This is a genomic window from Myxococcus stipitatus DSM 14675 (genome assembly GCF_000331735.1).
Lineage (GTDB): Bacteria > Myxococcota > Myxococcia > Myxococcales > Myxococcaceae > Myxococcus > Myxococcus stipitatus.
On record NC_020126.1, the window covers coordinates 2,996,706 to 3,012,027 of the forward strand.

A 15,322-nucleotide genomic window follows, 5' to 3' on the forward strand; every position below is an offset into this window, starting at 1 on the left:
TAGCTGGCTTCCGCTCACGGGCCGTCCGAGACTGCTGAGCCGTCACGGCGACGGTCGCGTCCATCAGGTCCCGGTGCAAGGTGTGGACCCTGCGCCGGGACGGTGGACTCTGGATGGACTCCCTCCGGGGGGCGCCTTGGCGGTCCTCGCTCTACCTGTCGCCGCGGACCCTGCGCTGGGGGAGTGGGCTCAAGAGGAACACGAGCACGAAGGCGAACGGCGCTGACGCCCCGGGAGTGGTCGCACATCCTCCGCTCGAGGAGGGTGGCTCCTTCACGGGAGGCAGTTCGATGCGCGGAGGCACGACGAAGGCACGAGCCTCCGACGTGTCGTGCGCGCCCTGGCTATCCCTGGCGAGGACTCGCCAGGGACAGGGGCCCGGAGCGAGCCGCTCCGCCTCTCCCGTGAGTTTGTGCGACGTTGCACCGGAGAGCGTGAAGGTGCGGATGATGCGCCCGTTCTGGTGCAGCTCCAGCACGTGCTCCAGGGTATCCCCATCGAGATCCTGGCCGGCCTGCCACCGGAAGGTGTCGAACCCTCCCTCCAGCCGCGTGCCATCGGCGGGCTCGAGGAGCACGGGGGCGGATGGGGCGTCGTTGATGGCGGCCACCTGGAGGGTCACCGTGGCCAACTCGGACGTGTTGACGCCATCGGAGACGCCGACGAGCGCGAGGCTCAGTCCGAGGCGGAGTGGGCCGAGGGACCGTGGCGAGGCAGGATGGATGACATGGTGTCCGGAACGAGTGGTGGGGACCTGCGATGGCTTCGCGCGGCGGCGAACTGACTGAGACCTGGGGGGCGTGAGTGCTATTGCAGCGTTCATGCCCGGGTAAGGATGTCTTGGTTTGATGGGTTCTGGGTGGGCAAATCGTGGCACGGTGACGTGCTACTGCTGGCAGGCCGCCCAGGCTGGGTCATCCCAGATGGGAGCAAGCAGCTCGGCTCGATGAATGGACAGGTGGCTTGGATGACCTGCCCTCCATCGCGGACGTGGTGGTTCCATTCCTGGGGCATGATTCAATCATGTGGCTGTGTCATGAATGATCCCCGCGGCATCGAGGCTGGAGGCCAGCAGGGGCGTCACGGTAACGGTGCCCCGCGGCCCGAGTCTGGAATCCCACGCCTTCCGGAGCCTTGAGATAGACATACACATCGATGGACGACGACAACATATGCGACACCGAACTCATGCGCCACGGGGGGGACGATCCCCGCATTGGGAATTCGAGACTCCGCATCCGCGTCGGCGGAGGCTCGGCGACGATGAAGTTCGCGATTTCTTGTTGGGTGACAAGGAGCCATCGCGGGACCTCTCGTCCGATGTCGTGGTCCATGAGTCCGGAGACGTCTCCCAGTCCGCCACGGGCAGTGGGCTGCTCGCCGTGCAGCTCCTGCCGTGTGCAACCGTGTTCGACACGTGCTGCCGGGGACCGACGTCGATGAGTGGGGGCGCCACCCATGGCATCACTCCGGCGTTGACGTGGCAGGTCTCGTGAACCGGGACGTCGCCTTCGCGTGACGGCCTCGGGGTTCCTTGTCGCGGAGTCGGGTCGCGGACATGTGCGCACGGGGCGCCGCTCGCTTCTACCCGAGCATCTGTGCTTCTGATGGTCCCATGTTCATCATGTACCGCACCCCCGGCTTCGCAGCGGCTCCCTCACGCCACGGAAGCGGTGCGTGCGCACCGCGGGTGGAACCCGGCCTCTGCGCGCGGTCGTCTTGCTCCCGCTGCACGGATGCCGGGGGCCCGTTCTGACCGCCCAGGCCGTCGAGAAGCCGAAGCTGCGCGGCGTGCTGCACCAGTTCGCGGCCGTGGGTGCGCTGGGCGCCGGTGCGGTGCTGGTGTCCATGGCGCCCACGCTTCGGACCGCCACCGCCGCGGGGTTGTATGCCATCAGCCTTGTCGTGTTGTTCGCGGTCAGCGCCACCTACCACCGCGTGGACTGGTCCGTTCGCGCCCGGGCCTGGATGCGGAAGATGGACCACGCCTCCATCTTCATCCTCATCGCCGGTACGTATACGCCCATCGCCTTGATTGGCCTCTCCGGTGCCGCGGGCGACAGCCTGTTGCTCGCCATCTGGTCCGGCGCCCTGCTGGGGGTCGTGAAGTCGCTGTTCTGGGCCCACGCCCCAAAGGTTCTCACCGCCGCGCTTGCACTCGCTGTCGGCTGGACGCTGGTGCCCTATCTCGGCGAGGTGCGCGCCGCACTCGGTGGCGTCGAACTGACGCTCATCCTCCTGGGGGGCGTCGCCTATACGTCCGGCGCCCTCGCCTATGCCTTGAAACGCCCCGACCTCCGCCCCGGCGTCTTTGGCTATCACGAGCTGTTCCACGCGTTGACCATCGTCGGCGCCCTGTTTCACTTCGTCGTCGTGCTGCGGCTCGTGCGCGCTGCGGGTGCGTAGGGCGGATTCAAGCGGTCGTCGCGACGCGTCCTCGAGCGACATGGCATCGTCTGCGGCATGCGCCGACGCGGCAACTGCTACGACAACGCGACCATGGAGAGTGGGTTCAGCACGCTCAAAAACGAGTTAGGAGAGGTCTTCGAGAGCCCCGTAATGCGAAGGTGAAGCTGTTCGACGACATCGAGGTCTTCAACAATCAGCAGCGTACGTACTCGGCAATCGTCTACGCTGCGCCGGCCGAGTTTGAATAGGCAGCGGCATCGTCAACCTGTCCACCGAATCGGCTCACGCCCAATGGCCATCTCCATCTGCCGGTGCCTCTGCCCGAACCAATCCACTCTTGGCGTCGGCTCCTTCCTTTCTTCCTCCTTCGCCATTGGCCCGAACGTTCCAGCGTTGCCCGGATAGACGTATCGGTGCCCTCCGCGTACTTGGCTGAGGATGTCATTGTCGCCTCACCCCTACGAGGTATGGCGGAGGTAGTTGCTTTGTATTGGCATGTGGATCTGTGCCAATCGCTCCCACGCCGTGCGCGGGTGATATCGCGCAGGTCAGACACCGTCAGTATCTGGTCAATGAAGTCATCGCTCCCGCGGATGTCCGGGAGCAACACACCCTCGTGCGTCTCACGTGTCTCGATGATGACGCGCAGGGTCGACCCCTGTCTGTCTTATGGGAGCGCGAGCTCGCTGCTCGGGTCGTCCGACCCCACCAGGGTGGACTGGGACCTCCTGCGCGTTTCGACGAGCCCCGTCACTTCGCCGCGTATCTGCACGCGCTCAAGTGGAGCTCCGTCACCGCCACCGACGCCCGGCTCTTCCAGGCTCCGTTCCGCGCTGGCATCCACTTGATGAATCACCAGCTCACACCTCTCAAGAAGGCGCTCGAGCTGCCTCGGGTGAATCTCTTCATCGCCGATGACGTGGGTCTCGGAAAGACCATCGAGGCTGGACTCGTGTTGCAGGAGCTCATCCTCCGCCAGCGCGTGGACCGCGTCCTCATCGTCTGCCCGGCGTCGGTGACGCTCCAGTGGCGCGATGAGATGGAGAAGCGCTTCGGTCTGCGCTTCGAGATCTTCAACAGCGAGTTCGTCTCCCGCCGCCGTCAGGAGCGCGGCTTCCAGGTCCCCGTCTGGGCCACACACTCACGCTTCATCGTGTCGTACCAGACGCTGCGGCGCAGCGAGTACTTCGAGCCGCTGAAGACCCTCCTGGAGGAGAAGGGCCACCACAAGTCCTTGTTGGTGCTCGACGAGGCACACGTCGTCGCGCCCGCCTCGGCCAGCCGGTACGCCATCGACACGGAAACCACTCGCAGCATCCGCTCACTGGCGGAGCGCTTCGAGCACCGGCTCTTCCTCTCCGCGACGCCCCACAATGGCCACTCCAACAGCTTCTCCGCGCTGTTGGAGATGTTGGACCCACAGCGCTTCACTCGGGGCACCCGCGTCCGGGAATCACAACTGGCTCCCGTCATGGTGCGCCGGCTCAAGGGCGACCTTCGCGCCTTGGGCAGTGCACAGCGCTACCCCGAGCGACACGTCGTGGGCGTGCGGCTGATGCATGACTCGGGACGTTGGCACGCCGAGTGGCTCGCCCCGGACGGGAAGACCGTCGAGCAGCGTATCGATCTGGGCGAAGCTTCCGCACCGGAACTGGAACTCTCCCAGAAGCTCGCTCGCTACACGGAGCTCATGGCCCCCGGCACGAAGCAGGGTCGCCTGGTCTTCATCAACCTCCAGAAGCGCCTCCTCTCCAGCATCGAGGCGTTCCACCGCACCCTCTCCATCCACGCCACGGCCTTCGGCGCGGGGGCGCTGGCTTCCGACGGTGGAGTGTTCACCGGCGACACGGCTCCTGAGTCCGAGGAGCACGGCGAGACGGACGACGCACTCGAGTTGTCGTTCGCGGAGTCCATCCACGAGCACAGTCAGCATCTGTCCGCGACCGTTCAGGCGCGCAAGCTCCTGGATGACATGCTCGCACTGAGTGCTCGGTACCGCGCTGCCCGGGACGCGAAGCTGCGGGCTCTGCTCCACTGGATTCGCGAACACCAATGCCCGCTCACTCGAGGCGCCGCCTGGAAGCCTCGCCGGGTCATCGTCTTTACTGAGTATGGCGACACGCTCCGCTACCTCAAGGAGCAGCTCACCGCCGCCTTCGAGGGGACCCAGCGAGGTGATGAGCGCATCCTCACGCTGACGGGTGGCATCGATGATGTGAAGCGCGCGCAGGTCCAGGCCGCCTTCAACGGCTCGATGGAGGAGTTCCCCGTGCGGGTCCTCCTCGCGACGGACGCCGCGCGCGAAGGTATCAATCTGCAAGGACACTGCGCGGACCTCTTCCACATCGACGTTCCGTGGAATCCCTCACGCATGGAGCAGCGCAACGGTCGCATCGACCGTGCCTTGCAGCCCGCGACCACCGTGCGCTGTGGCTACTTCGTCTACGGCCAGCGCGCCGAGGATGTGGTGCTCGACACCCTCGCGCGCAAGGTGGAGACCATCACACGCGAGCTGGGCAGCCTGGGCTGTGTGCTGATGGACCAGATGCACGATGCCCTCGCCTCGGGCATCACGAAGAGCACGATGGAGCGGCTCTCCCGCGCCGCGATCTCGACCCGCACGGAGGTGACGAAACGAGAGCTGGAGTCCCAGCGCTCGCTCCAGTCCCTGCGCAAGGAACTGGATGCGATTGGAGAGCTCCGCGATCGCAGCGGCAAGGTGATGGACTTCAATCCCGTCCTGCTGCGCGATGCGCTGGACGTGGGGTTCGAGCTGGCTGGCGCGGGCCGGTTGGAGCGGGAGGCCATCACGGAGGAGGGCCGGACGCTGGAGGCCTGGAAGGTCCCCGTACTTCCCGCTTCGTGGAACACGACCCTGGATTCCATTCGTCCACGCCGGGAGCTCGACGAGGCACCGTGGGAGTGGCGCAAGCGCCCCCTGTCTCCCGTCGTCTTCGAGGCCCCTCCAGGCGTTTCCAGCAAGCTCGTCCACCTGCATCTGTCCCATCCACTCGTTCAGCGGGTGCTCCAGCGGTTCCTGGCGCAGGGGTTCTCCGCGAACGACCTGAGCCGTGTCACGGTGGTCCAGACCCAACGCGACGCAGTGGCGCGCGTCATCGTCTTCGGGCGGTTGTCGCTCTTTGGCGAGGGCGCCGCGCGGCTCCATGACGAGGTGGTCTCTGTTTCAGCACGGTGGCTGGATGGCGGCGGCCGCGGGCACCTGAAGCCCTTCGCGGACGAGGCGGACCGCAAGGTCATCGACCAACTGGAGACCACGCTGGCGGAAGCACCCGCGCTCTCCGCGATACCGAAGGCCGTCCAGAAACGGCTGCTCGCCAGTGTCGAGGGCGACTTCTCGAAGCTCTGGCCTGCCATCGAGGAACAGGCCTCGGTGCGAGAGCAGGGGGCCCGCAAGAAGCTGGCGGCGCGGGGAGCCTCCGAAGCCAAGGCGCTGACTGAGATTCTCCTGACGCAGCAGGAGGCCATCCGGGAGGCACTGGGCGCGCAGCTCGAGCTCTCGCTCGACGCTCGGGCGGAGCAGGACCAATGGAGGAGGGACAAGGTGCACCTCGAACAGCGATTGGCAGCGCTCGGAAGGGAACTCGTCGAACAGCCTGAATCCTTGAAGGCCACCTATGCCGTTCGGGTCGCACGTCTGGTTCCCGTAGGCATGGTCTACCTGTGGCCGGGGGCTCGCTGATGAATGGCCAGAACCTTGGCGGGGACGTCGAGCGTCGCTATCACCAGATATGGATGGGGATGGCGCAGCCCATCGAAGGACTGGTGGTCTCCATCCCGGTCCTCGAGGACGCGCAATGCATGCAGCGCCTGCCGGTGTCCGCGCAGTCGCGGTTCGTGCTGCTGGCAGGTCGGGAGTCACCTCGTGTGACGGATGTCCCGCGCTTCCTCCGGGAGGTGCTGGGCTACAGCGAGGATGATTTCACCACGAGGTTTCCGGAGGACCTCCAGCTCGATATCGCGGAGGGGCAACAGACCCTCAAGCCCACGCGGGGGCTGTTGCGACGAGGACCTCCGCCCTCGAAGCCGGAAGGGTTGCCGGATGACTCCACGCCCATCAGCCGTGCCGCGGAAGGCTTCGCGCTCCTGACCTGGGAGCTGCCGGCCGGATTGGACCTGGACAAGAAGGAAGACACCACGGGCACGTGGTTCTACGAGCCCACCGCCAAGTTCGACCGCCTGCTGCGCGCGGCGCGTGTCCCCATCGGCCTGCTGTTCAACGGGGACTCCGTGCGTCTGGTCTACGCGCCCCACGGGGAGACGTCTGGGCACATCACCTTCCGGTTCAAGGACCTCGTCACCGCCAGCGGTCGTGCGCTGTTCGACGCGATGGTGATGCTCCTGCACGCGCGCCGCTTCTTCGGCGTGCTGCCCGAGCATCAGCTTCCCGCGCTCCTGGAGCAGTCTCGCCGCCGTCAGGCGGATGTCACCGACGAACTGGCCGACCAGGTCCTGGAGGCGCTCGGCATCCTTCTCACGGGGTTCGAGACGGCCGCCGAGCGCGATGGCTCCCGGGCCCTGGATGAGGCGCTCTCTCGAGGTGAGGACCATGTCTACGGCGGGCTCCTCTCCACGCTCTTGCGGCTCGTCTTCATCCTCTACGCGGAGGACCAGGGCCTGCTTCCCGTGGACCAGGAGCCCTACCGCGATGACCTGTCGGTGAAGGCACTCCACGCACAACTCATCGAGGACTCCAGCCAATACCCCGATTCGATGAACCGGCGCTTCGGTGCATGGCCACGGTTGCTGGCGCTCTTCCGGTGCATCTACCTGGGGGCCTCGCACGACAAGCTGCGAATGCCAGCACGGCGCGGACAGCTCTTCGATCCTGACGAATTCCCCTTCCTGGGGAGTGCGGGTTCCGCCGATGCGGACCTGGACGCGCGGGTGCCACCCATCGATGACGAGACGGTCCTCCAGGTCTTGGAGCGACTCATCTTCCTCAAGGGACAGCGGCTGAGCTTCAAGTCGCTCGACGTGGAGCAGATCGGCTCTGTGTACGAGGGCCTGATGGGCTTCCACGTGAAGCGCCTGACCGGTGCTGGAATCTGCCTCAAGCCGTCGAAGGTATGGGTCTCCGCGGACGAGGTGCTGGCCCAGCCCGCGAAGCGGCGTGCGGCATGGCTGGAAGGGGAGGCGGGCCTCGACGCGAAGGCGGTGAAAGCCTTGTCGAAGGCGTTGGCGCAGGCTTCGACACCTCAGATGGTCCTGACCGCTCTGGAGCCGTACCGCGTGAAGGGGGCCGAGACGCGACGAGCCTCCCAACTGGTACTTCAGCCTGGCGATGAGCGGCGACGGACCAGCAGCCACTACACGCCGCGAAGTCTGTCTGCGCCCATCGTCCGCCGGGCTCTGGAGCCCTTGCTCAAGACGATGGGGCCGAAGCCGTCTTCAGAACGGCTCCTCAACCTGAAGATCTGCGACCCAGCCATGGGGTCGGGTGCGTTCCTGGTGGAGTCCTGCCGCTTTCTCGCGGACCAGGTTGTCGCTGCCTGGACACGTGAGGGCGTGCTGAAGCGCGACAAGCACGAGGATGAGGTGATGCGGGCCCGCCGGCTGGTGGCCCAGCGATGCCTGTATGGCGTGGACAAGAACCCATGGGCCGTGAAGCTCGCGAAGCTATCGCTGTGGCTCGTGACGTTGGCGAAGACGGAGCCCTTCACCTTCCTGGACCATGCGCTCAAGTGTGGGGATTCATTGGTCGGGCTCGACTTGGATCAGCTTCAATCGTTCCACTGGGACCCAAGCAGCAAGAAGCAGTCGGAGCTGCCCTGGGCGTTCATCTCGAAGGCGCTGAAAAGCTCGTTGGAGAAGCGCGAGAAGATCCTCCAGCTCGCGCTGGAGCTGGAAGGGCCGGAGCGCAAGCCGCTGCAGTTGGACCTGGAGCCGGGGCGGATGAAGGAGGGGCTCCTCCGCGATGCGGACGTGGCATTGGCGGACATCAAGCGGATCGCCAATGCGTGTGTCGGGGCGTTCTTCGCTCATGGTTCGGACAAGGCGCGAGAAAAGGAGCGCATCCGCCGGTTGGACCTGATTGGGGCGTGGCTGTCCATGGCGAAGAATGGGGTTCCGCCTCCCATCCCGGCAGAGATCGCTGCGTTCTCCGCTCCGTCATGGGCGTTCCACTGGCCGCTGGAGTTTCCGGAGGTCTTCCATGGGAGCCGACCGGATCCGCTCGACAACGCGCAGCCCAACAAGGCTGCATGGGTCGATGGGTTCGTGGGGAACCCGCCGTTCGCGGGGAAGAACGCCATCATCGAGACGGGTGGTGAGAACTACCTCCCTTGGCTCCAGTCGGTTCATGAGGGGGCGCACGGCAACGCGGATCTCTCCGCACACTTCTTCCGTCGCGCGTTCCATCTGCTGGGGGAACACGGCAGCTTTGGATTCATCGCGACCAATACCATCGCGCAGGGGGACACGAGGGCCACGGGATTGAAGTACCTGGTGGACCACGGCGGCCACGTCTACGACGCCGTGCGCTCGATGAAGTGGCCGGTGGCCGGCGCCAACGTCTCCGTGGCAGTCGTACATCTGGCGAAGGGGCATGTCTCCGGCTTGAAACTGGAGCCGCGCCTGGATCGCTTCCCTGCGCAGTGCATCAGCTCTCGGCTACGTAGCAAACCGGAACGCCCGGATCCCGTGGCGATTGGTGCGAATGCTGGCAAGAGCTTCGTTGGGACGTACGTCTTGGGAATGGGGTTTGTGCTTAGCCCCGAGCAGCGCTCGACCCTGGTCTCGAAATCATCAAGGAACGCAGCGCGCATCTTTCGCTACGTGGGTGGCGAGGAACTCAACTCTGACCCGAGCCCAGAACTCGAAAGGCACGTCATTAACTTCGGACAAATGGAGCTGGAAGAGGCAGAGCGATGGCCTGACCTTCTTCGCATCGTGAAGGACTTGGTTTGGCCGGAGCGCATCAAGCTCAAGGGCAATGCCGACGGCAAGAGGCGAAAGAAATACTGGTGGCAGTATGGACGATACACTCCCGCCCTCTATGAGGCCCTGCATCCGAGAACACGCTGCCTTGCTAGTTCCCGCGTGTCGAAGCACCTGATGTTCTCCTGGCAGCAATCCTCTACGATCTTCAGTGAGGGCGTCGTTATCATTCCAGTGGAGCAAGACCACTGGCTTACGGTGTTGCAATCACGTGTACATGAGGTCTGGGTCCGACTTCTGTCATCATCGCTCGAGGACCGTCTTCGTTATGCCCCTAGTGATTGCTTCGAGACCTTCCCCTTTCCTGACTTCGGGAATGCATCAGCGCTCGACCGCATCGGCGAGCGGCTCCACTTCGAGCGCAGCCAGTACATGCAGGCCCACAACATCGGCCTGACGACGACATACAACCGGCTCAAGGACAAGTCCGTCACCGACGCCGCGACGCAGCGTCTGCGGGACCTGCACATGGCCGTGGACCAAGCCGTCCTGGACGCCTACGGCTGGAACGACATCCTCGTCCCTCCGTACTGCGGCGCCACTCCGAAACAGCTCGAAGCCTTCGAGGACGAAGTCCTCGACCGCCTCTTCGACCTGAACGCCCAGCGTGCCCACGAGGAAGCCCATCCCACCGCCCGCCGTCCCGCGAAGTCCCGCGCCCAGACCGCCTGAGCCCTCCCATGAATGTCCCTGACACGGGAGCGGTTCGCTCCCACCTCATCGATGCGCTCGAAGCGGACCTCGTGGGTCCGTTCCACAAGCCTCCAGGCGCTCCCGTCTCGGACGCCACGGAAGTGCTCCGCACGCCACCGTCCCGCTGGTACCTGACGGGCTTCCTCGTCCCGCTCGACCAGGGCGTCATCGAGGACGACCCCGACGACGAGGAAGACGACCTGGCCGCGGGCAATGACGACGATGACGAGGAATCCTCTCGCCCCGACCCGACCGCCAAGAAGGTGCGCCGCCTGCCCGCGTCCATGGGCCTGTCCGTCTTCGTCCCCGCGGGTACAACCCAGCTCACCGCCCACGTCTGCTGGGCGGACTATCAGCGCCTCGAAGCAGAGGGGCGGAAGCACTGGCGCCGCACCTTCCACCAACGCACCGTCACCCTGTCCCTGAGCGACGCGGCCCTCCGGGAAGGCCTGTCCCTCCAGGACAGCGGGGGCCTTCGCCTGGAAGGCCACGCAGAGAAGACGCACGAAGGCGAGCTCGCGGTCGCCATCTTCCTCGTCAATGCCCGCTCGCCCACCATCACCTCCGCCGACCGGGACGAGGCCTATGTCTTCCAGACCCACCTCGCCCTCGAATGCGAGCAGGGCTTCGTCAGCCGACAGGACTCCAGCGACGCCAACAGCGAGGACGATGACGACCGTGTCAACGACCTCCAGTTCCGTGACCGCCAGCGGTGGGCTGTGGGGCATGGCATCTCCGTGCGCGTCCCATCCACCTCCGTCCCCGTCACCCGCGTGGAAACGGACTGGCTGCCACGCGTCGAGGTGCTGCCTGTCGAAGCGCGGCAGATTGACGAAGTCACGGTGGGCATGGAGCAGCTCGCGGCGTTCACGAACCCCTCGGAGGCCGTAGCGGCCCTGCTTCCCCTGGTCCGGACCTACCGTGAATGGGTGGCCACTCAGTCCACGCTCGCTGTCGGCGGCGAACGCCGCGAGGAGACTCGGGATGAGCTCATCCGCAGGGCTCGCCGCGCGGCTGACCGCATCGAGGAGGGCATCCAACTCCTGACACGGGAACCTCTCGCGTTCGACGCCTTCCGCTGGATGAACAGCGTCATGGCCCAGTCGGAACGCAAGGTCCGGCAGGAAGAAGCACCTCGATGGCGTCTCTTCCAGCTCGCCTTCATCCTGCTGAACCTCCCCTCCGTCGAGCACGAAGGCCACGCGGACCGAGAGCTCGTGGAGCTCATCTTCTTCCCCACCGGCGGCGGAAAGACGCAGGCCTACCTGGGCCTCATCGCCTTCACGCTGCTCCTGCGCCGCCTCCGAGGGCAGGCCCACCTCCACGGCGGCCTGGGCGTGGCCGTGCTGCTGCGCTACACGCTGCGGCTGCTCACGCTCGACCAGCTTGGCCGCGCCGCGACACTCATCTGCGCGCTCGAGGTGCTCCGCCAGCAAGAGCCGAAACGCCTGGGCGCCGTGCGCTTCTCCATCGGACTGTGGGTCGGCCGCTCCGCGACCGCCAACACGCTGGAGCAGGCCTCCACGCAAATCACCGAGTACAAGAACGACAACAGCGCCCGCGCGCAATCTCCGTTCCCGCTCGCCACCTGCCCCTGGTGCGCCACGCCGTTCGAACGGGAGTGCTTCATCCTCCGGCCGTCCAAATCCAAACCCGAGGAGGTGCTCGTCGGCTGCGCCAGCATCGCGTGTGCCTTCAACCTGGGCCGCAATCCGGAAGGACTCCCCGTCCTCTTCGTCGACGAGCAGATCTACCGCGAGCTGCCGTGCTTCCTCGTCGCCACCGTGGACAAGTTCGCCATGCTGCCGTGGCGCGGAGAGACGGGACTCCTCTTCGGTCGCGTCCTGGGTCGCACCGGGAAGCGCTTCGTCGGTCCGTGCAGCGATGCCGCGGATGTGAAGGCGGCCCTCGTGACGCTCCCGAAGGGGCTGTCTCCCCCGGAGCTCATCGTGCAGGACGAACTGCACCTCATCTCCGGCCCGCTGGGCTCCATGGTGGGCCTCTACGAAGGCGCTGTCCTGACGCTCGCGCCCCGCGCGAAGCTGGTGGCCTCCACCGCCACCGTCCGCCGCTCCCGACAACAGGTGAGTCGCCTCTATGGACGGGACGTCGCGCTCTTCCCTCCGCCAGGCGTGGATGCCTCCGAGACGTTCTTCGCCTCCGTGGGCAAGAAGGGCGCGCGCCAATACATCGGCGTGGCGGCACCCGGGCGCCCCATGAAGGCCGTCCTGCTGCGCGTCTATGTCAGCCTGCTCGCCGCCGCCGCGCGTGGCGAACACCTCCACGGTGCCGTGAGCGCGGACCCGTACCTGACGCTCGTCGGCTACTTCAACAGCCTGCGGGAGCTGGGCGGCATGCGCCGGCTGGTCGAGGACGAGGTGCGCCGACTGGTGATGGACCGCGTCCGCCGTCGTCCCGTGGACTTCGGCACCGAGGCCGAGCATCCCTGGTACCGGGGCAGGACCATCCGCGGCGAGCCCATCGAGCTCACCAGCCGGGAGAAGACCGCCGACATCAAGGCGTCGAAGAACCGCCTGGAGCTCACGCACGGCCAGCCCCAGAGCATCGACGTCGTGCTCGCCAGCAACATGATCTCCGTCGGCGTGGACATCGACCGGTTGGGACTCATGGTCGTGGCGGGACAGCCCAAGACGACCAGCGAGTACATCCAGGCGTCCAGCCGCGTGGGCCGCAAGATGAACAAGCCCGGCCTCGTGGTGACGTGCCTCAACGCGGCCAAGCCCCGCGACCGCAGCCATTACGAGCGCTTCGGGACGTACCACGAGTCGTTCTATCGCTTCGTCGAAGCCACCTCGGTGACGCCCTTCTCGGCACCGGCGCTCGACCGGGGGCTCGCGGGTGTCGTGGTGGCGCTGGGCCGGCTGTTGGACACCGCCATGACCGCGCCCCTGGAGTGGAAGTCCCTGCAGTCGCATCGGGACGCGCTGGAACAGGCGCTCGACGCCCTGGCGAAGCGCGCGGGCCGAGGGCTGCCCAAGGAGGAGTCGGAGCGCGCCAGCCGCATCGTGATGCAGCGCGCGCAAGGCCTGCTCGACTCGTGGCGCAACATCATCGAGCAGGCGAAGAAGGACGCCGCCCAGCGCGCGTACTCGCCCTACGACCCGGCGGGAAAGGGGCTCAAGCCCCTGCTGCGCGGCTTCCTGGACTCCACCGACAACCTCACCCAGGACGAGCTCGAGTTCGACGCGCCCACGTCCATGCGTGACGTGGAGTCCTCGGTGCACCTGTGGATTTCACGTCAACCCCTGGGCGGTTACCGCGCCCCGAAGGCGGCAACGGAGGAGGTGGCGAATGACGAACCGTAGGAAGTGGACCAAGGCCCGCTCGACGCGGCCGCCAGATGGGCGCGTGCGCCAGAGCCAGGTGGTCTCCACCTTCGGCCCGGGCAGCATGCTGGACCTGCTCAACGACGCGGTCCTCGTGGGCGGTCTGGACTTCTGGCGTCTCAAGGGCCAGGGCGAAGTGGTCAACGAGCCCCGGCTGCTGGAAATCGTCGAGCCGCTCTACCACCGCAACAAGTGGCCGCTCAGCAAGGAGGCCCCCTTCCGCAAGCCCCCCGCCGGGGATGAGCGAGAGCCGACGGAGTCCTGCGGCATCCAGGTGTATGAGTTCCCGCGCTGGTTCGTCTGCCAGAACCCCCACTGCCGCACACTGGTGCGGGCCAACAGCCTGGAGCGCGTGAACCAGGAGTACCGCCACCGCTGCGCCGGAGTGGATGCGAAGCCTGAGCGCTGCGTGCCGGTGCGCTTCGTCGCGGCCTGTCCGCGGGGGCACCTGTCGGACATCGACTGGACCTGGTGGATGCACGAGCGCAAGCCTTGCGACGCCCCACAGCTCAAGCTCGAGGAGGGCGTGAGCGGTGACTTCAGTGACATCGAGGTCGTGTGCTCGACGTGCGGCAAGCGCAGGCGCCTCATCGACATGACTCACAAGGAGCAGCAGGACTTCTGCGAAGGGGAGCGGCCCTGGCTGGGATTGGAGGCGCGGGAGCGCTGTGGCGAGAAGCAGCGACTGCTGGTCCGCACCGCCAGCAACGGCTACTTCGCGCAGACCACCAGTGCCATCACCATCCCTGAGCCGGAGTCGCTCCGGCGCAAGGTCCAGTCCGCGTGGAGCATCCTCCAGTCCGCCACCGCGGAGACCCTGCCGGCCTTCCGGACCATTGCCCAGGTGCAGGCGGCGCTCGGCTCCGCCTCCAACGCGGAGGTGCTCGCGGCCATCACCGCGGAGCGCGAGCACACGCCTGAAGCCGTCCCGGAGATTCGCACCGCGGAGTGGCTCCAGTTCCTCGCGCAGCCCCAGGAGAAGCCCGGCGAGATGCCCAGGGACCGCACCGAGGTCTTCTGGGCTCGGCGCATCGCTCGGCCCCAGGGGCTGCCCTCGCTGGTCGAACGCGTGGTGCTGGCGCGACGGCTGCGAGAGGTCCAGGCCCAGGTCGGCTTCACGCGGCTGGAGCCCCTGTCGAAGGACCTCCAGGGGCGCTACGACCTGGACGTGGCGCTCGCACCGATGTCACTCCACCGGGACTGGGTCCCCGTCACGGAGATGCAGGGCGAGGGCATGCTGCTGGTGCTCGACGAGCCGCAGGTGCATGCGTGGGAGATGTCCGAGCCCGTGCTGCGGCGCGAGGAGGTGCTCCGGGCCGGGTATGAGCGCTGGAAGCAGGGCTCCGGCTCGAAGCTCCCCTTCCCGGGCGTGCGGCTCTACCTGCTCCATTCGCTGGCGCACCTGGTGATGACGGAGGTGGCGCTGGAGTGTGGCTACCCCGCGAGCTCCATCCGCGAGCGGCTCTACTGCGCGCCGCACAGCGACGCCGTCCCCATGGCGGGCATCCTGTTGATGACGGGCACCACGGGCGCGGAAGGCACGCTGGGCGGCCTGGTGGAGGAGGGCCGGCGACTGGGGCAGCACCTGGCCCGGGCGCTGGAGGACGCGCGCCTCTGCTCCAACGACCCGGTCTGCGCGCACCACGAACCCACGGGCCGGGATGACCGCGACCTGGAGGGCGCCGCGTGCCACGGGTGTCTCTTCCTCCCCGAGTGCTCCTGTGAGCGCTTCAACCAGTACCTGGATCGCGCGCTCGTCGTGCCCACGCTGGGCCACGAGGACGTCGCCTTCCTGAAGACGCCGTGGACCTGAGCGGCGGGGCGACGTCGGACCTGGAGCGGCTGCCCGAAGCCCTCCAGCGAGCCGCCACGGAACATCGAAGGGGGCGTGCTGCTGGAGGACACGGGCTCGAGCC

The 15,322-nt window shown here is 66.6% G+C and carries 7 protein-coding genes; 6 read left to right on the plus strand and 1 reads right to left on the minus strand.

Annotated elements, in window-relative coordinates:
* Window positions 1-151: 151 nt before the first annotated feature.
* On the minus strand, window positions 152-622 hold the full coding sequence (locus MYSTI_RS11775) for a hypothetical protein (protein WP_044279512.1): 471 nt from the start codon (window positions 620-622) through the stop codon (window positions 152-154).
* Window positions 623-1,280: 658 nt separating this feature from the next.
* Between MYSTI_RS11775 and MYSTI_RS11780 the strand changes: the two genes are divergently transcribed.
* The 6 genes from MYSTI_RS11780 (at window position 1,281) to drmB (ending at window position 15,219) form a co-directional block, all read left to right on the plus strand.
* Window positions 1,281-1,496 carry a hypothetical protein gene (locus MYSTI_RS11780; RefSeq protein ID WP_044279515.1) on the plus strand — a complete coding sequence of 72 codons (216 nt, stop codon included), beginning with the start codon at window positions 1,281-1,283 and terminating at the stop codon, window positions 1,494-1,496.
* Window positions 1,497-1,719: 223 nt separating this feature from the next.
* A complete protein-coding gene (gene trhA / locus MYSTI_RS11785; RefSeq protein ID WP_233278242.1) occupies window positions 1,720-2,406 on the plus strand; it encodes a PAQR family membrane homeostasis protein TrhA in 687 nt (228 codons plus the stop codon).
* A 508-nt stretch (window positions 2,407-2,914) separates the two neighbouring features.
* Window positions 2,915-6,109 (plus strand): DISARM system SNF2-like helicase DrmD, encoded by a 3,195-nt coding sequence (gene drmD / locus MYSTI_RS11790; RefSeq protein WP_063639746.1) that lies wholly within the window; start codon window positions 2,915-2,917, stop codon window positions 6,107-6,109.
* Window positions 6,109-10,038: a DNA methyltransferase gene (locus MYSTI_RS11795; protein ID WP_015347973.1), complete on the plus strand. Its 3,930-nt coding sequence runs from the start codon at window positions 6,109-6,111 to the stop codon at window positions 10,036-10,038. Before drmD ends, MYSTI_RS11795 begins: the two co-directional genes overlap by 1 nt.
* A gap of 8 nt (window positions 10,039-10,046) precedes the next feature.
* Complete coding sequence (gene drmA, locus MYSTI_RS11800) at window positions 10,047-13,385, plus strand: DISARM system helicase DrmA (protein WP_015347974.1); 3,339 nt, start codon at window positions 10,047-10,049, stop codon at window positions 13,383-13,385.
* Window positions 13,372-15,219: an MrfA Zn-binding domain-containing protein gene (drmB, locus tag MYSTI_RS11805; RefSeq protein ID WP_015347975.1), complete on the plus strand. Its 1,848-nt coding sequence runs from the start codon at window positions 13,372-13,374 to the stop codon at window positions 15,217-15,219. The genes drmA and drmB overlap by 14 nt, the downstream gene beginning before the upstream one ends.
* Window positions 15,220-15,322: the final 103 nt, after the last annotated feature.